20 protein-coding genes are annotated in these 20,601 nt (G+C 40.1%); 10 read left to right on the forward strand and 10 right to left on the reverse strand.

What is annotated here, in order from left to right:
- The first annotated feature begins 159 nt into the window (after positions 1-159).
- Positions 160-507: a YbaB/EbfC family nucleoid-associated protein gene (locus tag ACN222_RS25305; protein WP_010999193.1), complete on the forward strand. Its 348-nt coding sequence runs from the start codon at positions 160-162 to the stop codon at positions 505-507.
- A 211-nt stretch (positions 508-718) separates the two neighbouring features.
- Positions 719-1,204: a low molecular weight protein-tyrosine-phosphatase gene (locus tag ACN222_RS25310; protein WP_010999194.1), complete on the forward strand. Its 486-nt coding sequence runs from the start codon at positions 719-721 to the stop codon at positions 1,202-1,204.
- A 26-nt stretch (positions 1,205-1,230) separates the two neighbouring features.
- On the opposite strand, the gene ACN222_RS25315 is transcribed toward ACN222_RS25310, so the two are convergent.
- On the reverse strand, positions 1,231-1,914 hold the full coding sequence (locus tag ACN222_RS25315; protein ID WP_044523356.1) for a response regulator transcription factor: 684 nt from the start codon (positions 1,912-1,914) through the stop codon (positions 1,231-1,233).
- A 571-nt stretch (positions 1,915-2,485) separates the two neighbouring features.
- On the opposite strand from ACN222_RS25315, the gene smpB reads away from it, so the two are divergent.
- The 3 genes from smpB to ACN222_RS25330 all read left to right on the forward strand — a co-directional run bounded on the left by smpB (position 2,486) and on the right by ACN222_RS25330 (position 3,697).
- The gene (gene smpB / locus ACN222_RS25320) at positions 2,486-2,953 is read left to right on the forward strand and encodes an SsrA-binding protein SmpB (protein ID WP_010999196.1); all 468 of its coding nucleotides are present in this window, start codon (positions 2,486-2,488) and stop codon (positions 2,951-2,953) included.
- Between the two features lie 188 nt (positions 2,954-3,141).
- Positions 3,142-3,429, forward strand: a complete 288-nt coding sequence (locus ACN222_RS25325; RefSeq protein ID WP_010999197.1) for a WGxxGxxG family protein — start codon at positions 3,142-3,144, stop codon at positions 3,427-3,429.
- Between the two features lie 142 nt (positions 3,430-3,571).
- Positions 3,572-3,697 carry a hypothetical protein gene (locus tag ACN222_RS25330; protein ID WP_269083585.1) on the forward strand — a complete coding sequence of 42 codons (126 nt, stop codon included), beginning with the start codon at positions 3,572-3,574 and terminating at the stop codon, positions 3,695-3,697.
- On the opposite strand, the gene ACN222_RS25335 is transcribed toward ACN222_RS25330, so the two are convergent.
- Both ACN222_RS25335 and ACN222_RS25340 read right to left on the reverse strand, forming a co-directional pair.
- A complete protein-coding gene (locus ACN222_RS25335) occupies positions 3,694-5,121 on the reverse strand; it encodes an IctB family putative bicarbonate transporter (protein WP_010999199.1) in 1,428 nt (475 codons plus the stop codon). The two genes, ACN222_RS25330 and ACN222_RS25335, sit on opposite strands and share 4 nt — an antisense overlap.
- A gap of 167 nt (positions 5,122-5,288) precedes the next feature.
- Positions 5,289-6,845, reverse strand: coding sequence for a GAF domain-containing sensor histidine kinase (locus ACN222_RS25340; protein ID WP_044522467.1), 1,557 nt, complete (start codon positions 6,843-6,845; stop codon positions 5,289-5,291).
- 799 nt (positions 6,846-7,644) lie between these two features.
- Here ACN222_RS25340 and ACN222_RS25345 point away from each other — a divergent pair.
- Entirely contained in the window at positions 7,645-9,045 is a 1,401-nt protein-coding gene (locus ACN222_RS25345; protein WP_044522469.1) for a hypothetical protein, read from the forward strand.
- 69 nt (positions 9,046-9,114) lie between these two features.
- Here the strand turns inward: ACN222_RS25345 and ACN222_RS25350 are convergent, their stop codons facing one another.
- The 5 genes from ACN222_RS25350 to ACN222_RS25370 form a co-directional block, all read right to left on the reverse strand.
- Positions 9,115-10,518, reverse strand: a complete 1,404-nt coding sequence (locus ACN222_RS25350; protein WP_010999202.1) for a ferredoxin:protochlorophyllide reductase (ATP-dependent) subunit N — start codon at positions 10,516-10,518, stop codon at positions 9,115-9,117.
- A gap of 149 nt (positions 10,519-10,667) precedes the next feature.
- The gene (locus ACN222_RS25355; RefSeq protein ID WP_010999203.1) at positions 10,668-11,426 is read right to left on the reverse strand and encodes a DUF5331 domain-containing protein; all 759 of its coding nucleotides are present in this window, start codon (positions 11,424-11,426) and stop codon (positions 10,668-10,670) included.
- Positions 11,427-11,455: 29 nt separating this feature from the next.
- The gene (gene bchL, locus ACN222_RS25360) at positions 11,456-12,322 is read right to left on the reverse strand and encodes a ferredoxin:protochlorophyllide reductase (ATP-dependent) iron-sulfur ATP-binding protein (RefSeq protein WP_010999204.1); all 867 of its coding nucleotides are present in this window, start codon (positions 12,320-12,322) and stop codon (positions 11,456-11,458) included.
- 591 nt (positions 12,323-12,913) lie between these two features.
- A complete protein-coding gene (locus tag ACN222_RS25365) occupies positions 12,914-13,210 on the reverse strand; it encodes a TIGR02450 family Trp-rich protein (RefSeq protein ID WP_010999205.1) in 297 nt (98 codons plus the stop codon).
- Positions 13,211-13,249: 39 nt separating this feature from the next.
- Positions 13,250-13,393, reverse strand: coding sequence for a hypothetical protein (locus ACN222_RS25370; RefSeq protein ID WP_158303726.1), 144 nt, complete (start codon positions 13,391-13,393; stop codon positions 13,250-13,252).
- Between the two features lie 152 nt (positions 13,394-13,545).
- Between ACN222_RS25370 and ACN222_RS25375 the strand changes: the two genes are divergently transcribed.
- Complete coding sequence (locus ACN222_RS25375) at positions 13,546-13,899, forward strand: hypothetical protein (RefSeq protein WP_010999207.1); 354 nt, start codon at positions 13,546-13,548, stop codon at positions 13,897-13,899.
- A 553-nt stretch (positions 13,900-14,452) separates the two neighbouring features.
- Here ACN222_RS25375 and ACN222_RS25380 read toward each other — a convergent pair.
- Complete coding sequence (locus ACN222_RS25380; protein ID WP_010999208.1) at positions 14,453-15,079, reverse strand: Uma2 family endonuclease; 627 nt, start codon at positions 15,077-15,079, stop codon at positions 14,453-14,455.
- A 366-nt stretch (positions 15,080-15,445) separates the two neighbouring features.
- Here ACN222_RS25380 and clpB point away from each other — a divergent pair, with 366 nt between their 5' ends.
- Entirely contained in the window at positions 15,446-18,064 is a 2,619-nt protein-coding gene (clpB, locus tag ACN222_RS25385; protein ID WP_044522472.1) for an ATP-dependent chaperone ClpB, read from the forward strand.
- Between the two features lie 152 nt (positions 18,065-18,216).
- Here clpB and ACN222_RS25390 read toward each other — a convergent pair whose 3' ends face one another.
- The gene (locus ACN222_RS25390; protein ID WP_010999211.1) at positions 18,217-18,477 is read right to left on the reverse strand and encodes a hypothetical protein; all 261 of its coding nucleotides are present in this window, start codon (positions 18,475-18,477) and stop codon (positions 18,217-18,219) included.
- A gap of 571 nt (positions 18,478-19,048) precedes the next feature.
- On the opposite strand from ACN222_RS25390, the gene ACN222_RS25395 reads away from it, so the two are divergent.
- Together ACN222_RS25395 and ACN222_RS25400 are read left to right on the forward strand one after the other, a co-directional pair.
- Complete coding sequence (locus ACN222_RS25395; RefSeq protein ID WP_231865495.1) at positions 19,049-19,894, forward strand: PEP-CTERM sorting domain-containing protein; 846 nt, start codon at positions 19,049-19,051, stop codon at positions 19,892-19,894.
- Positions 19,895-20,170: 276 nt separating this feature from the next.
- The gene (locus tag ACN222_RS25400) at positions 20,171-20,545 is read left to right on the forward strand and encodes a DUF4870 domain-containing protein (RefSeq protein WP_010999213.1); all 375 of its coding nucleotides are present in this window, start codon (positions 20,171-20,173) and stop codon (positions 20,543-20,545) included.
- Positions 20,546-20,601 lie beyond the last annotated feature (56 nt).

Here is a 20,601-nt window from a genome sequence, read left to right on the forward strand (position 1 = left end):
TAGTTCTTGTTCTGAATCTTTCTCTCAACTGTATCCAGTCCCTAAAAGCTAATCTCCAATACCCAGTCCCTAAAGTTTTGGTAAAAAAAGAGGCAAACTGCCCACCACATCTATAATTGAATTTGATTTGTTATTCAACGCACACGCGGACTATCAATTATGACAGGAAAAGGACAAGGATTTGGCTTCGGCTTGGGAAAAATGAAAGAACTGGCCGAAGCTTTCAAAAAAGCACAGCAAGTTCAAGAAGGTGCAAAACGACTCCAAGAAGAATTGGAGCAAATGGAAATTCAGGGAGAAGCTGGCGGCGGCCTAGTGAAGGTGATTGTCAGTGGCAACCAAGAACCAAAGCGAGTAGAAATTTCCCCAGATGCTTTAGCACAGGGGGCAGATTTACTTTCCGACTTGGTAACAGCTGCAATGAAAGATGCTTATATCAAGTCTACAGCTACAATGCGAGAACGCATGGAAGACTTAACCAGTGGGTTGGAACTACCTGGATTTTAGCCATTAGTCATTAGTCATTAGTCGATGGTCAATAGTCAACAAATTTGGAGACTATAGACTTTGGACTACTGACTTTTGACTTTGTCTGAGGTAATTTTTCTACTTTTATAAACTGTTATAATCATGAGTCCGTTGGCGTTACTCTTCCCTGCAAAATGCTCCGCGAATGCTCGCCAACTCGAAGATTACTAAGAATTAAGAATTATTACTTATGCCTTACAAACTGCTGTTTGTCTGCTTGGGGAATATCTGTCGCTCACCATCGGCAGAAAATATTATGAACCATCTGATTGAGCAGGCAGGTTTAAGTGAGCGTATCATTTGTGACTCGGCTGGTACTTCTAGCTATCACATTGGTAGTTCACCTGACCGACGGATGAGTGCTGCTGCTGTTACAAAGTTAGGAATTAAACTGCGCGGACAGGCCAGACAATTTGTAAAATCTGATTTTCAAGAATTTGATCTGATCCTAGCTATGGATCGAGACAACTATGACAACATTATTTCACTTGACCCCACTGGAAAGTATCACAACAAAGTAACTTTAATGTGTGAGTTCTGCTCGCGCCATAACCTAAAGGAAGTTCCAGATCCTTACTATGGCGGAACAGAAGGGTTTAATCAGGTCATTGATTTGCTGGTTGATGCCTGTGAGGGTTTACTGCAACATATTACTAGCCAGCAACTAGAAGCATAACTAGCAACTCGAATTAGATACAGATGTTACTCTACTAAACCATGTGTAATGGCAAAACGCACCAGTTCGGCCCGATTGCTGGTGGTAGTTTTTCTCAGTAGACTACTAACGTATTTTTCCACAGTTCTGGGACTCAAGTGTAATTGATGCCCTATTTCGATATTAGACAAACCATGAGTCAACATTTCTAAGACTTCTTGCTCTCTAGGCGTTAAAGATGAGAGTAGGTGCGATTTTTCCACATGAGTAAATACGGAGTGATGACTCTCTACAATTTTGCTAGGGAGAGGACTGCCTAAATTGTCTTTTTGAGAAAATCGGTATTCAGATTGAATGATTTGCGATCGCTCCAGCAAATTACGAATCGCTGCTGCTAACTCTTCTAGTTCAAAAGGTTTAGGCAAATATAAATCACATCCTGATTGATAACCAAGAATTCTTTCCTGGGTTCTCGTACGCGCTGTTAATAAAATTACAGGTAATAAACGGAATGGAGGTTGCTGACGAACTCGACGCACCAACTCATAACCGTTCATTCTTGGCATAACAATATCAGTCACGATTAAATCAGGATGGTATGCTTCCACCATAGTCAAAGCTTCTTGACCATCATTAGCCGTAATTACTGAATAGCCAGACAGTTCTAGGTAATCACTAATAGACAGACGAGTGCCCAGATCGTCATCCACTACAAGGATCGTCAAGGGCATGGACAATACACCCCTAGCATTATTTTTTACTGAGATTATTTCTACAAGCTCCATCTATGAACACCCATGAAATAGTGTTCTCATGTTTCATACTATGACAGGATTAGCAGCTAATGACGGGTCTAAAAGTAATTTATAAAGAAAATCTTAAATTATTTATTTGGCTAACTAACTTCAATGTTGCTTTAAGCTCTATTTAAAGAAAAGCACAGTGAATTTTGTAATTCTTCACAAACAACTAAGGTATAGATAGCTATTCTTAAACAAAGTATACATGAACACTAACTTTTCTAACATCTATATTTAGGGGAAATTTTTCCATTCAAAGGGAGAAACGCTAAATTATATAGATATGAGCAAGAGTTAGTTCAACATTTATTATAGTGGGTTAATATACACTGCTGAATTAACCGTAGGACTCCTAATTGATTTTTGAATAGCCTCATCAAGGCTATTAACTGCTAACCTTGGACAGTCAAGGCTAAAAGCCAATATTTACAACTCGTTTAGGGCTGTCACAGCACCCATCCAAACTATTTTTGCAGTAAGTCTAAAAGCAACCTAATTCTCAATGAGCGATAAGAGCGAAAGTTACAAAGTAATTACTGATAATCGACAAGCCCGTTACTTGTACGAAATTCTGGAAACTTTTGAAGCCGGCATTCAATTGACGGGAACAGAGGTTAAGTCAATACGTGCAGGGAAAGTAAATCTTCAAGATGGTTATGCTTTGCTTCGAGATGGTGAAATATGGCTAATTAACGCCCATATCTCCCCCTATAACGCTAGTGGGCAGTATTTTAATCACGAACCACGGCGGACGCGCAAGCTGTTATTACATCGTCAAGAAATTCGGAAACTGATTGGCAAGGTAGAGCAGCAAGGTTTAACATTAGTTCCCTTGAAAATGTACCTCAAACGTGGCTGGGTCAAAGTCAGTATCGCCCTTGGTAAGGGTAAAAAGCTCCACGATAAGCGAGAAAGTCTGAAACGTCGCCAAGACCAGCGTGATATGCAACGAGCAATGAAAAATTATTAGTTGTCATTGTTCCTCTATTAATACACCGAAGTTGGACAGTGGGCGGAATATCATCACCACTAATAGAGTTGTTGTATATCCTCAGGTGAGTTAGGCAAATACAGAGTTTATAGCCGCAGATTGATTCTGCTAAGTTCAAGACTAGATAAAGTGGTGAGTAACTTTGGAAGCAACAAGGAACTCTCACCATGAAACGTGATTTCTCTAAAACTGTTGGCGCTGCTGTTCTCAGTTTAAGTATGGCAACCTTGCCTTTGAGCTTACCAGCAAACGCTCAGGTACAGACTGCCCCTGGAACCGATGGCACTACAATTAGAACTTACGATCGCACCGCAGATCGTAACGATTTTGACTGGGGTTGGCTAGGCTTAATCGGTTTATTAGGTTTAGCTGGGTTAGCTGGTAAAAAACGTGACGATGAGCCAACCCGCTATCGTGATCCTAGCGCACCCGGTGCTAGCAGCTATCGGGAATAGATACTCAAAAAATAACCAGATAGAAAACAGGGGAAATGATACAGGCTGAGAAGTCCCTTGTAATCATTAATTTTAGGGCTAACTTGTGTTTGAATCTATCTGGTGACTTTTATACATATAGGCACGGCGGAATATAGCTTGCTTGAAAAAATTTCTGGGTGCGGCTCCATTGATTGCTGAGTCAGAAATTTTCTTTCTCACATCAGCGATAGCCCAAGCCAGGGCGTACCTCAATCGCACCGTGCCTCATTCTCTCATCAATATCTAGTTGCTTGTGGGTTCTTCCTTAAATAAATTGAGTTCTTGACATTGGTTTGCGGATAAAGGTGTCCAATAGCTAGCAATGAGAGCAACCATTAACCACCAAAGAGTATTAACTTCCGGACGAAACCATATAGTGTCTACCGTACCGTGAGCCAGCATTCCCAGCAATGTGGCTAAGGCACCCACCAACCAAAATCCTTGCACATTGGCAGATTGGCGCAGTTGGCGTAGCTGAACGAATGCTGTATTAATAGTGACGATAATTAACCAGAGAAAGCAAGCTAGTCCAACAAAACCCATTTCTACAGCCACCTCTAGGAAGATGGAATAGGCACTTAAAGCACTATAACGAGGTCTTTGGTAAAGAGGGTAGACTTTATTAAAAGAATTATGACCAGGGCCAATACCAATAATTGGGCGATCGCGGATCATCTCAAAAACAGCATCCCACACGTTGCGGCGAAAATTATTGCTGCTATCTTGGCGATCGGCAAAAATACTGAGAACTCGAAACCGGACTGGCTCGACAAATAACACCGCAATCAACAATACCCCGATCAAACCGCCCAAAAGTATGGGTAATGACCAGGTTCGCCAAAAAGGCGGCATTTGCACACTCCACCAATCAACTAGCAATGCCGTCGCCCCTAAGACTGCTACCACAAGACCAATCCAGCCGCCACGACTATAAGTAAAAATTAGGCAAGCAGTGTTTACAAACAGCATTGTTACAGCTAAAGATTTTCTTGCCCAGCCCTGCCAGACAAAAACTGCCATGAGGCTAAAAATCACCGCCGGTACTAAATAACCAGCCAACAAATTGGGATTGCCTAAATAACTGTAAACCCTTGTGGTTTTAGACAAGGTGGACTCTGGATCAACCCAAGTCGCCAGTGGGGGCGCACCAAAACGCCATTGTCGCATTCCATATATACTGACAACCAGTGATGCAGATAGGTAGAGGGTAATGATCCAAGACCTCAGACGCGGCGATCTCAGCACCCTGGCACAAAGAGCAAATAGTAGCAAATACAAAGTCAAGGTTAACAAATCAGTTAATGCTGCCTTCTTGACTGGTGATAATGCCGTTGCTACAGCAGCAATTCCCCAATAGAGCAACACCAACAGGTGTATGGGAGTAACAAGGGAGTTATTGTTTGATGAAGGTTCATCAGATAAAGTCAACAATAACCAAAAACCTACACAAGCTATCAGCAGCACACCAACGAGAGTACTAGAGACAAAGGGAGCCAAAACATATATCAAGCTGAGTAACGCAGCTGCAATCATGTCTCCCCACTGAAGTAAGAAACTAGTTTGCCGCCAAGAAGATAACAGTCCCACTAGGAACCGATGTAAGTAACTTGTAGCTAGAAACTGTTTTAGAGGTAAAGAAGATAAAGTAAATCGTTGCCAGACTAAATTCATAAAATAAGCTGCGCTTGATTACCAAGCCCCCAGTGAACTTGGACTTAATCATAATGCGGCTCATTATAAAAAGGTAATAACTCAAATTGCAAATTATTAATTCCTATCCATGCTGATTGACGTTAAGCATTCGGTCATCAAAATGCAGTAGGAAATAGAAATTTTCATCAAATATCGCTAACTTCCGGATTTTTTGCCAATTGTAATGGTAAGTTCACTAAATAACGATGTCCTGATTCCCGTGAACCTTGAATAGAAATTTGACCACCGTGTAATTCAGCTAACTGACAACTCAACAATAAACCTAAGCTTTCACGGGACAAATTACCTTTACTTTTGCTGGAATCGCCATCAGGATTTACAGCCAAAAGATCAGAATAAGAATCAGCTAAGGATCGTAACTTTTCCAGTGTCACAGGTAAACTTTTTATTTCTTCCTTAGGTTCAGGAGGTACACTGTACATAGCAGCATCACCAGCCAAATCCATAACAGACAATGAATTCAGGCGGAAATATGGGTCAACATCAGTAATCCCATCGCCTAGCCAAGGGTGAGAAACCCAAACAGTAATGTTCAGCGCATTTTCTTTATATGAGACATGAATACGCACAATACTACCAGTAGCAGAAAATTGAATTACACTGAAAATTAGGTGATACAGCATTTGCCGAACTTTGTCTTTATCTAACGGCCAAATACGGCTACGTCCCGGTTCTATGGACAATCGAATGTCTTGTTCACGACGATTAGCTGCTTCCTCTAAAGTATTAATAGCTTGTTGACACAGCATTTCAATATCTACAGGAGCTAGATTCAATACACTTGCCTTTTCATCTATTGCTCCTAGCTCGGTAATTTCATTCACTAAAGAGAGTAAATACCGACCACTGTGTTGGATTATATCCAGATATTCACGTTGCTTTGTTGTCAGAGGCCCATAAATCTCACGTCCCAACACACTTGCCATCCCTAATACGGATGTCAAGGGTGTACGTAATTCTTGGGTAAGTTGTGCCAAGAGTTCTATTTTGACTTGCTTGGTTGAATGTGAGTCTTTTTCTACTTCTACATGAGGCAGAGTCAGCTTAGGCTCATTAGGCTCGTCATGAGGTATGAATGTGGGCGAACTCTTGAAGCTACTCTGATCTGATTTTACCTGCATCAGTAGGCGATTGCGCTCGAATTCGCTCATGCTCCAACGGGCAATAATTTGTAGAAATTCGACATCCCTGGTTGTAAAATTGCGCGGGACTAAATCCATCACGGCTAATGCACCAAGGCAATTTCCCGCAGCATCAATTAAGGGAGCGCCCAGATAAGCACGAATACCATAATCTTGGATCAACTTACCAGTTGCCAGCGCCGGATCTGTTACTCGTAATGTATCATTAATAACAAGTATTTGGTGACTATCTACTACTTGTGTGCAGAACGACTCCTGGCGTAACAACTGACGGCTTTGAGCCAAATGATTCATTAGTCCCAGCCTAGATAAGCCTACCGCCGATTTGAACCAATGACGCTCTTGATCTATAAAACCCAAAATAGAAATTGGTGCTTCCAAAAAATGAGCCGCAGTTTGAGTTGCTTCCTCAAAAACCGGTATTGTTTCTGGTTGTCGCAAACCTAATTCTGACAATGCTTTGAGGCGTTGTTGTTCTCTTGTGTCCTGAGAAACCCAACCGTCCTTGAGGGCAAATAATTTGTTTTCCGGCTCTACCATTGCCACCACTACCTTAATAAATTTTCGATAATGTAATTTATATAACCACTTAAGCTGGGTTATGATTTCCTATCCTTAAGCATTCCCCAATTTGACTGCTGATAAACAAGTTGGGAATAAAATTTTTCTTCCCCTGATGAAAATCATGTCAATGGTTGTGTATTATGTCCTATTAGTAAATATTACGCGACAGTAGAATACCCTAAATATTTTTGGTGTTTTGAATCTGAGTTAGCGTTAGTTTATAATTCAAAATGGGTATTATAAGAGCTTAAGAATTTATAATTAAAAATATATTAATTTGACTATTTATATATACTCTTACCAAAAAATATCTATTGAAAGAAAAGCCTACTAGTTTCTACATTGATCCTCTATGTAGATTTCATGGCGGGCAATATTCTTAACAAAATGGTCTACATTATCCGTCTATATTGAACATCATTAATTAGCTAATTAACTAATTTTATTGTTTATTGTTCACATAAAATTACCGCAAAGTTACATTTATTTATAATTCTTTATATATAACGTAAAAATCTCAAACTTCTCAAAAGTGTTCGAGAGTTTTATTTTGCGATCGCTCTTTTTTGCTTTTTGTTTTCTAGGGTTTTAAAAAATAGATTTGATTGAAGTTAGAGAAGGCGATCGCTATATTTATCATATGTATTTTCCCTCTCACTAATTCATTTAGATAAATACAAACCCAATTTGGGAATACTAGCTAAAGCACAGCTACCTGTCCCATGTAAGTAAGGTGGCTAATAATCACCTGAAGTTTAGCAATGAGGAAAATATTATGAGTTTACCAATAACAGTAACCTTTATGCTTGCTGATTGGATTGTTAAAGGATTAGCAAATGGAACATTGGAGCGGGTTGGAGGGGTAATTCGGGAAGTAGGTAGTAAACAAGTTGTGACTTGGTTACGAGGCATAACTGATAATTCACCATTACCAACACCAACTAAGTCATCTAACAATCTTCTCAATCTTATGTTCTCCGGAGCAAATCTAGTTACTTCAGGTGTTAATACTGCTGTAACGCAAAAAGGATTAGCTGATGTTAACCAGCGTTTAGGCGGAGTAGAACAAATAAATTTAGGCAACCTTGGGGTTTCAGGAGGAAATTTGGTTGCAACTGTTGCTAACGCTGCTGTAACAGGAAAAAGATTAGCTGATGCTAACAGACGTTTAAGTGGTATTGATAATCAGTTAGAAGAACTAGGACAAAATTTACAGTTTACTCAAGGGATTTTACAAGTAACTACAGCCGCTAGCATACTTAATCTTGGTGTGTCAGTCATGGGCTTTGCTGCAATAGCCAAACGTTTGAAGGAACTAGAAAAAAGCTTACAAGAGGCACAAGAGTTATTAAGCAAAATTAATCGCAAAATTGATCTGAGTTTTTATGCTAATTTTCGTGCTGCCATTGAATTAGCAATTAATGCTTTCACAATGACAAAATCTGAAAATCGCAGAAGCAGTGCCTTACAAGCGATTAATAGATTTTTAGAAGCAGAACATATTTATACGGAATTTACCGACATTGAAATTCAGCAACAAAGCCCCATTGCTGATGAGTATATTCTTACTCTATCTTTAGCATATCTAGCTGAAATACGTTGTTATTTGGAATTAGAAGAACATGAAACAGCATTGCGGCGCTTCCAAGAAGGTACAAGAGTTATACGTTCTCGTATTCAAAATTATGTTGAAATTTTGATGACTTCTAACCCCGCAGTATATTTACAACCTCAATTCAAAAATGAAATTGATTTACGAAGGATGACGCGAATTTATCAGTGGTTTAATCCAGATTTAGATGAGAACGATGTATTTGATATTGAACGGGAAAATTTATATAAATTAGCAATATGTCCTTACGAATGGGTAAAACTATTGCCAGAGGCAATTTTAATGCGTGATGAGGTTCAAGGAGGATGGTTTGGTCCAAGCGATGAAGATTTAAAGAAAGAAGCTGATAAACGTCTTCCTCAAGTATTAGAAATAATGGAATCTATGATTGAGACTAATCGACGTTTTGAATCTTATCAAACAGAAATACAAGCAATATCTCAACTCGGTATTAGCTTTCATGAATGGCTAAAATTATCCCCATCTACAGAAATTAAACCGGAAGGTGCAGAATTGATGTATATCATTCCATCTCAGCCTTTAGATTTGCAAATGTTCGATTGACATACCAATAAAAAAAGCGAACTTTCGGGTTCGCCTTCAATCATTCTCTTGGTTGTTTTTAATCCAAACTTAAATCTTTGCTTCTTCCCTCACCAACTTATCCCAACCTAAATCTTTCAAATTATTATTACGACGTAGGGGACGAGTTACCAATTCTAAAATATCCCGCGCATTGGTAAAGCCGTGAATTTGAGCAAAGGTGAACTCTACAGACCACTTAGTATTAATACCTCTTGCTTCCAGTGGGTTAGCATGAGCCATACCAGTAATGACTAAATCTGGCTTCAAATCATAAATTCGTTGTACTTGGTTATAGTTATCTGGCTTTTCTACCATTTTTGGTGATGGTACGCCCATTTCTTGACAAGCTTTCTCTAACATTGCCAATTCAGCAGCTTGATAGCGTTTATCCATGTATGGAATCCCAACTTCCTGAACAGTCATCCCACAGCGTACTAAGAATCGTGCTAAGGATACTTCTAGTAAGTTGTCACCCATGAAGAATACAGACTTACCGCGAATTAGCTTGACATAATCTTCCAAGCCAGCCCAAATTTGGGCTTCGCGCTCATCTAAACCTTTTGGTGTAATACCAAACACAGAGCAAATTTTCTCAATCCAAGCGCGAGTTCCATCAGGGCCGATGGGGAAGGGTGCGCCGATGAGTTTGCACTTGCGACGACGCATTAAGGTTGTAGCTGTGCGGCTGAGAAAGGGGTTGACACCAGCAACATAATACCCTTCTTCCAGCACTGGTAGTTCTGTAAAGCGTTTGGCGGGTAGCCAGCCAGAAACTTTAATACCTTGTTTTTTTAATTCTAAAGTTAACTGAGTGACGACGGGATCAGGAAGGGAACCGAAGAGAACCAAGGGCGGATGATCTACATATTCCGATTCTTCTTGGGCTACTAATTCTTTTTTCTTACCAAAATTCAGCAGTTTTTGAACCGCATTACGTTCATTTTTTTCTGCTTCTGCTACAGGAGCCTTGTCTGGGCAACGGTGAGCCATTGCAGCCAGAACGGTGTCTTCTCCTTGGGTGAAGGCGTAATCTAGACCATTAGCACGAGCAACGACAATGGGAATGCCGATTTCGCCTTCTAGCTTTGGTGCTAATCCTTCCAAGTCCATTTTGATGATTTCGGTGGTGCAAGTGCCAATCCACACAATGACGCTGGGGTTGCGATCGCGCTTAATTTGTTCACACAATCTTTTCAATTCCGCATAATCATTTAATTGTGCTGAAATATCCCCTTCTTCCAACTCTGCCATTGCATAGCGGGGTTCTGCGAAAATCATCACCCCCATCGCATTTTGCAGGAAATACCCGCAAGTCTTGGTTCCAATCACCAAAAAGAAGCTATCTTCAATTTTTTGATATAACCATGCCACACAGCTGATGGGACAGAAGGTGTGGTAATTGCCAGTTTCACACTCAAAGTTTAAAGCTGTTGGTTCTTGAGCGATGGTCATTTTGCTTTTCTCCCCTTTGTTATTTAACGGCAGGTATTGGGGGGAGTGGTGATTGGGGAATAGAAAATGGTAATTATTTACCCATTTTCTATTCCCTATTCCCTATTCCCTCTCTTTGGCACATAGCACCAACTACCAATTCCTAGTAATTATGTGTTGGGGAAGAGGCGGGCAATCTCCGATTCATCGAAAACGCCAGCCGGTAATTCTTCACCCAAAAAATCGTTATTATCTTCAGTCTTGTGTAGAGATGTCTCATCACCCCAAACATCGGACAACACATCACTGAAGGCATTCTCGTCTGGTGTGTTTAACTCATTGAGAATTTGCTCTTCCAGTTTTTCTGCTGATGCGGTAGCGATATCGAAGTTAACGTCACCAAAATCTTCTATTTCCTGAGTGGTTGTGTGCCGGAACTCGTCTTTTAATTGAGTTCCATTAGTCACAGAAATATCATCCAGGTTGTTGAGGCTTGAGATCGAACCATCAATAATCAAAGTTTGATTGTCAGAATCTAAGCTGAAGCCATTTGTTTCAGTGGTTGTAAAGGAATCCGTTTCTGCCTGGTCTTCGATTTCAGCCGTTGGCTCATACTGATGTTTTTCTGCGTCAGTTTCGGAACTTGAATAGTTACCAAGAACAATGTCTGGGTCAAAATTCAACTCCAGCACCTCAATTAAGGTATCGGCATCAGGATTCAATTTGGAAAAGGGAAACATTAACTGGGCTAGTTTTGGCTCCAGCGCGTTCACCACTCCCAGAATGAGGTAAGAAGGTGGTCGCTTCCCACCATCTGGTGTATAGACTGAATCCACTTCCATGTGGAGTTTAATCCAGTCACGATTGGCTTGAAAAAATTGCAACCACTTTTGTTTAATTGAATCCGTAAAGCTATTAAAGAATGCCATATTGACCCCATCCTGAAAATTCAGATGATTTATACAATCATCAAGTCTAGTTCCTCTTCAGGATTAGGAACCTGTGGTTTACCCGGATTTAAATAAAAATCTGATAATAAAGAAAATAATTCCCGGTCAGGAGCATCATTGGGTACGACACCTTCAGGACGTGCCAAAATCTGATCGGCGATGCTGAGATAGTAGTCGCAAACGTAGTTGAGAGAAGGGTCTGACTCTGCCATTTCAAATAAAGTCTTACCCTTAACGCGGGAAACCCGAATATCTTCAATTAATGGTAGTACTTCTAAAACTGGCATTGGCACTGCTTCAACATACTTTTCAATCAAGTCACGTTTGGAAGTACGGTTGCCAATCAGTCCAGCTAGACGCAGTGGGTGAGTCCTGGCTTTCTCTCTGACTGAAGCCGCAATCCGATTAGCTGCGAATAAAGCATCGAAACCATTATCGGTAACAATCATGCAGTAATCAGCATAGTTGAGTGGTGCTGCAAAACCACCACAAACAACGTCACCCAACACATCAAACAAGATGACATCGTATTCATCAAAGGCGTTGAGTTCTTTGAGTAGTTTTACAGTTTCACCTACGACATATCCACCACATCCTGCGCCAGCAGGTGGCCCACCTGCTTCAACACAGTCTACACCACCATAGCCTTTGTAGATTACGTCTTCTGGCCAAACATCTTCGTAGTGATAGTCTTTTTCTTGAAGTGTATCAATAATAGTCGGAATCAAAAAACCAGTCAGGGTGAAGGTGCTGTCATGTTTAGGGTCGCATCCGATTTGCAGAACTTTCTTGCCGCGTTTGGCTAGGGCGACGGATATATTACAGCTAGTTGTGGATTTGCCTATCCCACCTTTTCCGTAGACTGCTAGTTTCACTGTAGTTTGCCTCTTATCGTTTTTTATCAAACTTGTGGCTAAAACATTGTCCTTCACCTAGCCTCAGTTGGCGATGTGTGAGGTATGTGATTTTGATTATTGACGAAACTACAGAGAAAAGAAAGGGGTGGTAAATATTTAAAATAGAGCAATTAGATTCTAAAAAACTAAATAATGCTTTTTTATCTTCAAAAGCTATTAAAAACCGATATTTTGTTTTTATATCCTAAAAAATAAGGTTTTTTAAACTAAAAAAGTAAAAATAGTAACAATAGACAAAAATACTGGATTTGTTTTGATTCAATAGTTTTTGTATATTTTGGCGAATATGAGAGCTATTGGAAGCTGGATTTGAGCTATCTAGAGGCGATCCCATACCACCTAGCGTAGCTAATAGCCCCTGATGCCGTTATTTCAGGGGGTTTAACTGTGGATGAGTCAGAATAGCTCAATCTGGCGCTAAGTTGGTTAACACAGGCAGGGATCAATGCCAAATTATTCACCCGATGGTTGTGGCTGAACCACAATCATTTAGAGGATATTAGCTAAACAAAATGATTTTGTAAAAAAATATTAATTTTACAAATAAATCTATGCTTGGCTGGCATTCGAGGGCGTTTCCGATTCCAGGGTGGGGAATAACTTAGACTCCACAGCCTCAATTTCCTGTAAGGATTGCCAACCTGCTTGCCACTGGAACCCATCTTGTAATAGTTTGGCATTGAGCCAAAAGCGGACATTAGGGTCACAAGCTGCAACCATCTCGGCATAAACCCATTTACCTTGATTTTTGCGGTTAACCACTTGAAAGTGTCGCCAACCATCTACTTTTTTCGTTGCTGTCCACTTGGAACCAACTAGATAGGGAAATTTTTGTTTTTTAATCATTGGTCAAAAATGAAAATTTTTTTTGATATGGGGCCACTTTTAAGATGTTACTAAATCACAGTTGCAGCTAAATTTATGCTGTGATGGCGATCGCCTAGCCACATACTTAGTAGTTACAGTTTTACCTTGAGTATTAACTTTTATTTCGATTATGCTAGGAATCAAGAAATATATATTAAGCATTTTAGGAAACCAGAAAGAAAAATTACAGATGCTGTCGTGGATAAAAAGTGGTCAGCTTCAGGAGCAGCAAGAAATTGGAAAACGCTTGGCGAAAGATACTTCAGAAGTATTGAAACCCATATAGAAATAAAGCATAATTAAATCAATTCAGTATGAAGTTAAACTACTCTCACAAAGATGTAAAAAATATATCTGAGATATTCTATTTACTCAATGTTTTTTCAAAAACTTCATTAGAACAATGGGATGTTGTACCCAATAATTTCATTCCTGTTTGGGTTGAAACTTATTCTATTCAATGTAATATTCACAATCCAATTTTATTTTTAATTTGTATGCTATTAAGAAGTTTAGAGGAAACGTTTCTTAAAAATTATGGTTTCAATCAGACTACAGTCAATATTTTAGAGAATGAAATATATCCACTTGTTAATTACTGGTTTATTGGAGACTATTTTTATAGAAAAGCATATGATTATGAGAATGATTTTATCTTTGAAAGATAAGAAGCAATTACTGGTCCTGGCAAAATATGGTTAGTTTTGGCTAGACTTTGCCAAATAGCTTTGAGTTTTGAAGATTGGAGTAGATATGAAATCCAAGAATTATCATTTGAGTATTTTGTAGAAAATCATAGCTATCCTTACGATCCGGTTTGATTTGGCAACACATGCACAAAAAACGACCCCATTGGTAATATTACATACCCTACCTACGGCGAAAACAGCCGCCTACTAACAGATACAGACGTACCTGGACGCACCACAAACAATGATATTGATCTCATACCAAGTATTTGAGTTTAAAAAAAACTCGGTGTTATCCTCAATATCCTAGAAAAACATCTAGCACCTCTAAAGTGTATTGTTTATCTATGTCAGCATGAAACCAGGGTGGGATTAAAAACTTTAACGGGAAAAGTGATTACTGCTTGTGGAGTCTATTAACCCAGTTACTTATCGCTAGAGGTGTCAGAAAAGAGGATATTGTGATCCATTTGGAAGCTGCAATCCTATCTTGAGAAGCTTGTCAGAGATATTTACATTTTAAGGAGACGAACTACGAATTAACCAAACCAGCTTGAAAAATTTGGTTGGGGGTGAGATTTAATTCAGGAAAAGTTTGGGAGATAATAACATCATTATCTCGAAACTTACTGATTTGATATTCCCCGTCAACTAAATTACAGACTGAGATTGTTGGTTGTTTAGGATTACCGATCAAATTACGTCCACCCAACGCCCCATAATCGACAATCCAATATTCGGGGATACCCATCTCTTCATAGTCAGCATATTTCAAATAGTAATCGTCCCGCCAGTTGGTTGATACAACCTCAATTACCAAGGGGATTGATACGCCCAAACTAATGGTAGATGCTTTTTTCCATAATGGTTCATTTATTAGATTTGTCTGATTTAGCACCAACACATCGGGAAAATAGCCAGAATCTTTTTCCAGAGGTCTAACTATAACTTGGTTGGGGATAATAAAAGGAAGGTCTAATCGAGCAAACTCCACTGTTATTTTTTTTGCTATAAAACCCTTTACTTCTTCATGGTCTCCTACAGGTCGTGCCATTTCAACAATACTTCCATTATGTAGTTCGTAACGTATCCCGGAGTTTTCAGGTAGGCGATCGACAAATTCCTCAAAAGTTACTAGCTTGGGTATGGCTTGAGTCATAGCTGATAAAGAGTTACTGCTTTGGAAATATTATCTCTAATCTAGATCTACTTCGAGCAACTCTACTGATGAGCAACGACTTGATCAAGATGAGAATATTGATTTATCAGACTGTCTAGAAGTTACGCCAGAGATGTTTTTCGTGTTATGCGCCTATCTACTTATTTAGAGGAATTTTTAGTCAATTAACTCCATTTAGTTGCTTACTGCTGCAAGAGGGATGAGTAAATAGGGAAGTAATACTACTCTAGTAAGACGTGAAGACCGATCCCGGTGATGGTGCAACTCTCCGTAAAATGACGATATGAGAACAAATTGTTCTATCTGCATTTGAGCATTTAAATTTGGTCGTCCCTCAATCAGCCTATGCAACCAACTAATCCCAACCAATTTACAGAAAAAGCCTGGGAAGCGATCGCCCACACTCCTGAGATTGCTAAACAGCATCAACAGCAGCAGATAGAAAGCGAACACCTGATGAAGGCGCTACTGGAACAAGATGGTTTGGCCAGTGGGATTTTGACCAAAGCAGGTGTGAACTTACAAAAGATTAGCGATCGCACTGAACAATACATCCAACGCCAACCTAAAGTCTCAGGTAACAGCACTTCAGTATACCTGGGGCGGAGTCTGGATACGCTGTTAGACCGGGCAGAAGCACATCGAAAAGATTTTCAAGACGAATATATTTCTATTGAACATTTATTACTGGCTTATCCTAAAGACGATCGCTTCGGCAAAGGTTTATTCCAAGAATTCGCTTTAGACGAAAGCAAGCTCAAAAATATCATTAAACAAGTTCGTGGGAGCCAAACAGTGACTGACCAAAATCCAGAAGGCAAATACCAATCACTGGAAAAATACGGGCGTGACCTCACAGAAGCTGCCCGGAAAGGTCAACTTGATCCAGTCATTGGGCGGGATGATGAAATTCGGCGTACCATCCAAATTCTTTCTCGCCGCACCAAAAATAACCCCGTACTCATTGGTGAACCGGGTGTGGGTAAAACGGCGATCGCTGAAGGTCTAGCACAGCGTATTGTGGCTGGCGATGTACCCCAGTCCCTCAAAGACCGCAAACTAATCTCCTTAGATATGGGGGCGATGATTGCTGGGGCAAAATTCCGAGGAGAATTTGAAGAACGTCTGAAAGCAGTATTAAAGGAAGTCACCGAATCTGGCGGCAATATAGTTTTATTTATTGATGAAATACATACCGTTGTCGGTGCGGGTGCAACTCAAGGGGCAATGGATGCCGGTAATTTGTTAAAACCCATGCTGGCGCGGGGTGAACTGCGCTGTATTGGGGCGACAACTTTAGATGAGTACCGGAAATACATTGAAAAAGATGCGGCACTAGAAAGACGCTTCCAACAAGTTTACGTAGACCAGCCTAGTGTTGAAGATACTATTTCTATTTTACGTGGCTTGAAGGAACGGTATGAAGTCCACCACGGGGTAAAAATTTCTGATAGTTCCTTAGTTGCTGCTGCTACATTGTCCAGTCGTTATATTAGCGATCGCTTCCTCCCAGATAAAGCCATTGATTTGGTAGACGAAGCTGCCGCTAGACTGAAAATGGAGATTACTTCTAAGCCAGAAGAACTCGATGAAATAGACCGGAAGATTCTGCAATTGGAGATGGAAAAGCTATCTCTGCAAAAAGAAAGTGATGCAGCCTCCCGCGAACGCCTGGAAAGATTAGAAAAAGAACTGGCGGATCTCAAGGAAGAGCAAAGAACCCTCAATACCCAATGGCAATCGGAAAAGGATGTCATTAATAAACTTCAGTCCGTTAAGGAAGAGATTGACAAAGTTAATTTAGAAATTCAGCAAGCAGAAAGAAATTACGACCTCAACCGCGCCGCAGAATTAAAATATGGCAACTTAACAGACTTGCACCGGAGACTGGAAGCGACAGAACGGGAATTGTCCCAAACCCAAGGTACGGGTAAATCCCTGTTGCGAGAGGAAGTAACCGAAGCCGACATTGCGGAAATCATTTCTAAGTGGACAGGAATCCCCATCAGTAAATTGGTGGAATCGGAAAAAGAAAAACTACTGCACTTAGAAGATGAACTCCATCACCGGGTAATTGGACAAGATGAAGCCGTCACAGCTGTCGCCGATGCCATTCAGCGATCGCGTGCTGGGTTGGCCGATCCTAATCGGCCCACAGCTAGTTTTGTTTTCTTAGGCCCCACTGGTGTAGGTAAAACTGAACTGGCGAAGGCGTTAGCGTCATATATGTTCGACACCGAAGACGCACTAGTCCGGATTGATATGTCGGAATACATGGAGAAACACGCCGTATCTCGCTTAATTGGTGCGCCTCCTGGTTATGTAGGTTATGAAGAAGGCGGACAACTCACAGAAACAATTCGTCGCCGTCCTTACGCCGTAATTCTCTTCGACGAAATCGAGAAAGCCCACCCCGATGTATTTAATATTTTCTTGCAAATCCTCGATGATGGTCGCGTCACCGATGCCCAAGGTCATACAGTGGACTTCAAGAACACGATTATTATCATGACCAGTAACATCGGTTCGCAGTACATTCTCGATATAGCGGGGGATAACTCACGCTATGATGAAATGCGCCATCGGGTGATGGAGGCGATGCGAAATAGCTTCCGTCCTGAGTTCCTCAACCGGATTGATGAAGTAATTATCTTCCACAGTTTAGATAAGAAAGAATTACGACAAATTGTCCAGTTGCAAGTGGAAAGGTTAAAGGCCAGATTAGACGATCGCAAAATATCCCTCAGGCTCTCCGATGTTGCACTAGACTTTTTGGCAGAAGTTGGATACGACCCAGTATTCGGGGCGCGTCCACTGAAGCGAGCGATTCAGCGCGAGTTAGAAACGCAAATTGCTAAGGCGATTTTGCGCGGCGAATTTAACGATGGAGACACGATTTTTGTCGATGTGCAGAATGAAAGGTTGTCTTTCAGCCGCTTACCTGTTGAGGTGTTTAGTAGTTAGTTGAATAAAGATTAGATCAAGCAAAGGCTTAAAGGTGCGCCTTTGCTTTTTTTGTAATTTATCATCAATTTTGAGCTTCGTTAAAACTAGTTTTTACTAGTTACTGGTGAGAAGGCGATCACCTAACTGATGCGATCGCCTTTCTCATCATCTCAAGCATGAAGATTGGCTTGTTCTTGTAACCAAGGATCTACAGGTTGCCCATCTTTACGACGCAATTCAATTTCTACAGCTATTACCTCTTTGGAACCAGGAGGAGCAGGTTTTTGATGAAAAATAATGTCATAGTCTAAGGGATTATGATTTCTTTCTTTCAACCATTCATGTACTTTCGTGGTAGCAAAGAACGATTGACCTTGCTCAAACATCCGAGTAATCTGCATTTGCAGCGTATAAGGATTTATCCGACCCATAATTTAGTACCTTTTTTCCAAAGTTTCCTATGCAGGATAATCACCTGCTTAACATACTCTGATGTTAATGGTGATATCAGTATACTGACTATTAATCCATCAAAATGGCAATAACAGTTTTAAGCTGTAATTTATAAATAATAGTCAATCAACATGATTGCAAGAGTCAGGGGAAGACATACTGTTGTTTTTATCACGATTTTATAATTTTTATCCGTAAAAACTCTAGTCAACATTGTCTAAGGCTAAATAAAATCACTACAAGAGTTTAATGAGATAGATTCTTTTGAAGAAACGATATCTAGATTTTTCTCAGTACTATCACTTATTGAATGAATAGAATAATAAGATACAAAAAAGTACTGGTCATTTAGTTATCGACTATGACATGATGAAACCACTCGCAACTAACCAATAAATCTAAAAAGGTTAGGTAGTGAGATATTTATAGCTGTCAAAAATTTTGTCTAACTCCAGTTTTGATCTATTCCTCAGTCTGAGCGATTGCTGATGACTGTTTTGTGATGCACCCATAACTTAAAACAAACTGAGATAACCATCAACAAATATCATGATGTACAAGTCTTTTCTATCTAAATTCGGGTTTGTTCTAGCTATAGCCGGAGCAGTTTTAATACCTACAACAGCCAAGGCAAATGTTACTGGGAACACACAGACCTTAATAGATTGGGATCAGTTAGCAACAGGATGGACTGCACCAACATCAGGTCAAGTTCGCACCTATAGCGCAGGTCAAGGTAGCGTTGACCTAAGTTTTGTTCTGGGTAATAAAACGAGCTTTGCTAGTTTTGGCGGTTCTGGAGCCACTCCTGCCATTAGTAGTACTCTTAATGGTAGCGAAGGAGCAGACAATAAAAGTTTGCATATACAAATGGATGCACAAGCAATCGGTTTAGGTCAAGGAGCGAACTCGGTAACGATGAACACTAGTTTCCGAGGTTTTAGCAGTCCCTTGAACGATGTTTCCTTCACGCTATATGACGTTGACATTAGTACCAATAATACCTGGCAAGACAGAATAATTTTGAAAGGTTTTTCAGGTAATCAGGTAGTTAACCCTATTTTTACCCCACAATTAGCTCAAAACAATACCATTCAAATAGTTGATGCTTACACTATTGATGGTATTAGATTTGATTCTAATGCGAATAACGGAAATAACGGTAATGTGCTGGTGAAGTTTGCTAGCGCGATCGACCGCTTCGAGTTAGTCTTTACAGATGGTGATGATATAAGCATTAGTAATCCCCAGGCTCACGGTATTGGTATTGGTGATATTACATATACTATTGGTGTGACTCAAAGCGTTCCCGAACCTGCTTCGATATTAGGTCTTTTGGTATTTGGTACATTTGGTTTAAGTTCTGTTGTCAAGCGTAAACAAGACAACTGTTAATTATTAATTTATTTATAGGGTAGGACAATTCCTGCCCTTGATTTTTCACCAATAAGACCTGACACTCCCACTGCTGCGGAAATATCGCTACGCTCATTTCCCTTGCCCTTATAGAAGTTCGGTAAACCTCATAGTCTAAATTTGGTGATTAGTAGCCGCATTCAATCTATCTCAAGGCGAATTTGCCATAATTGCTAGTTACGGTAAGCTCTAATATGTAACCTGTAAAGTAACAGTTAAAATTAAAGCTATAGAAGTTATTAAGGAGCCACCAGGATGCAAGCAACATACGATTCTGATAAACGCAAATTGCTATCATCTCTGTGTCATGGGGCGATTTTCTTTAGTACAGCAATCTTTTCAATTGGCGTGCCAATTGTTATTAACTTAATATCTGACGATCCAGTAGTTAAAAGCAACGCCAAGGAATCGATGAATTTTCACTTCAATGTTTGGTTCTGGGCTACTGTCATTGGAGTCCCATTAGGAGTTTTATCTTGGCTTACCTTTGGTATTGGCGGGATTTTATTCTTTCCTATAATAGCTTTAGGTTTTGCCATTCATTGGGGATTGACAATTTGGGCAATCATACACTGTCTAAGTCAACCTGATACAGCGTTCCGCTATCCATTTATTTTTAGAGTGTTTTAATGGAGCAGCAAAGCCACATTTGGGCGTTAGATTGATAGTCTATTCATTGCTAAAAA

The sequence above is a fragment of the Anabaena sp. FACHB-595 genome, assembly GCF_048568275.1.
GTDB lineage: Bacteria > Cyanobacteriota > Cyanobacteriia > Cyanobacteriales > Nostocaceae > Trichormus.

Coding starts and splice junctions, on each gene's coding strand:
- ACN222_RS25305 (WP_010999193.1), top strand. CDS start 160: ATGACAGGAAAAGGACAAGGATTTGGCTTCGGCTTGGGAAAAATGAAA.
- ACN222_RS25310 (WP_010999194.1), top strand. CDS start 719: ATGCCTTACAAACTGCTGTTTGTCTGCTTGGGGAATATCTGTCGCTCA.
- ACN222_RS25315 (WP_044523356.1), bottom strand. CDS start 1,914: ATGCCCTTGACGATCCTTGTAGTGGATGACGATCTGGGCACTCGTCTG.
- smpB (WP_010999196.1), top strand. CDS start 2,486: ATGAGCGATAAGAGCGAAAGTTACAAAGTAATTACTGATAATCGACAA.
- ACN222_RS25325 (WP_010999197.1), top strand. CDS start 3,142: ATGAAACGTGATTTCTCTAAAACTGTTGGCGCTGCTGTTCTCAGTTTA.
- ACN222_RS25335 (WP_010999199.1), bottom strand. CDS start 5,121: ATGAATTTAGTCTGGCAACGATTTACTTTATCTTCTTTACCTCTAAAA.
- ACN222_RS25340 (WP_044522467.1), bottom strand. CDS start 6,845: ATGGTAGAGCCGGAAAACAAATTATTTGCCCTCAAGGACGGTTGGGTT.
- ACN222_RS25345 (WP_044522469.1), top strand. CDS start 7,645: ATGAGTTTACCAATAACAGTAACCTTTATGCTTGCTGATTGGATTGTT.
- ACN222_RS25350 (WP_010999202.1), bottom strand. CDS start 10,518: ATGACCATCGCTCAAGAACCAACAGCTTTAAACTTTGAGTGTGAAACT.
- ACN222_RS25355 (WP_010999203.1), bottom strand. CDS start 11,426: ATGGCATTCTTTAATAGCTTTACGGATTCAATTAAACAAAAGTGGTTG.
- ACN222_RS25365 (WP_010999205.1), bottom strand. CDS start 13,210: ATGATTAAAAAACAAAAATTTCCCTATCTAGTTGGTTCCAAGTGGACA.
- ACN222_RS25370 (WP_158303726.1), bottom strand. CDS start 13,393: ATGCTTAATATATATTTCTTGATTCCTAGCATAATCGAAATAAAAGTT.
- ACN222_RS25375 (WP_010999207.1), top strand. CDS start 13,546: ATGAAGTTAAACTACTCTCACAAAGATGTAAAAAATATATCTGAGATA.
- ACN222_RS25380 (WP_010999208.1), bottom strand. CDS start 15,079: ATGACTCAAGCCATACCCAAGCTAGTAACTTTTGAGGAATTTGTCGAT.
- clpB (WP_044522472.1), top strand. CDS start 15,446: ATGCAACCAACTAATCCCAACCAATTTACAGAAAAAGCCTGGGAAGCG.
- ACN222_RS25390 (WP_010999211.1), bottom strand. CDS start 18,477: ATGGGTCGGATAAATCCTTATACGCTGCAAATGCAGATTACTCGGATG.
- ACN222_RS25395 (WP_231865495.1), top strand. CDS start 19,049: ATGATGTACAAGTCTTTTCTATCTAAATTCGGGTTTGTTCTAGCTATA.
- ACN222_RS25400 (WP_010999213.1), top strand. CDS start 20,171: ATGCAAGCAACATACGATTCTGATAAACGCAAATTGCTATCATCTCTG.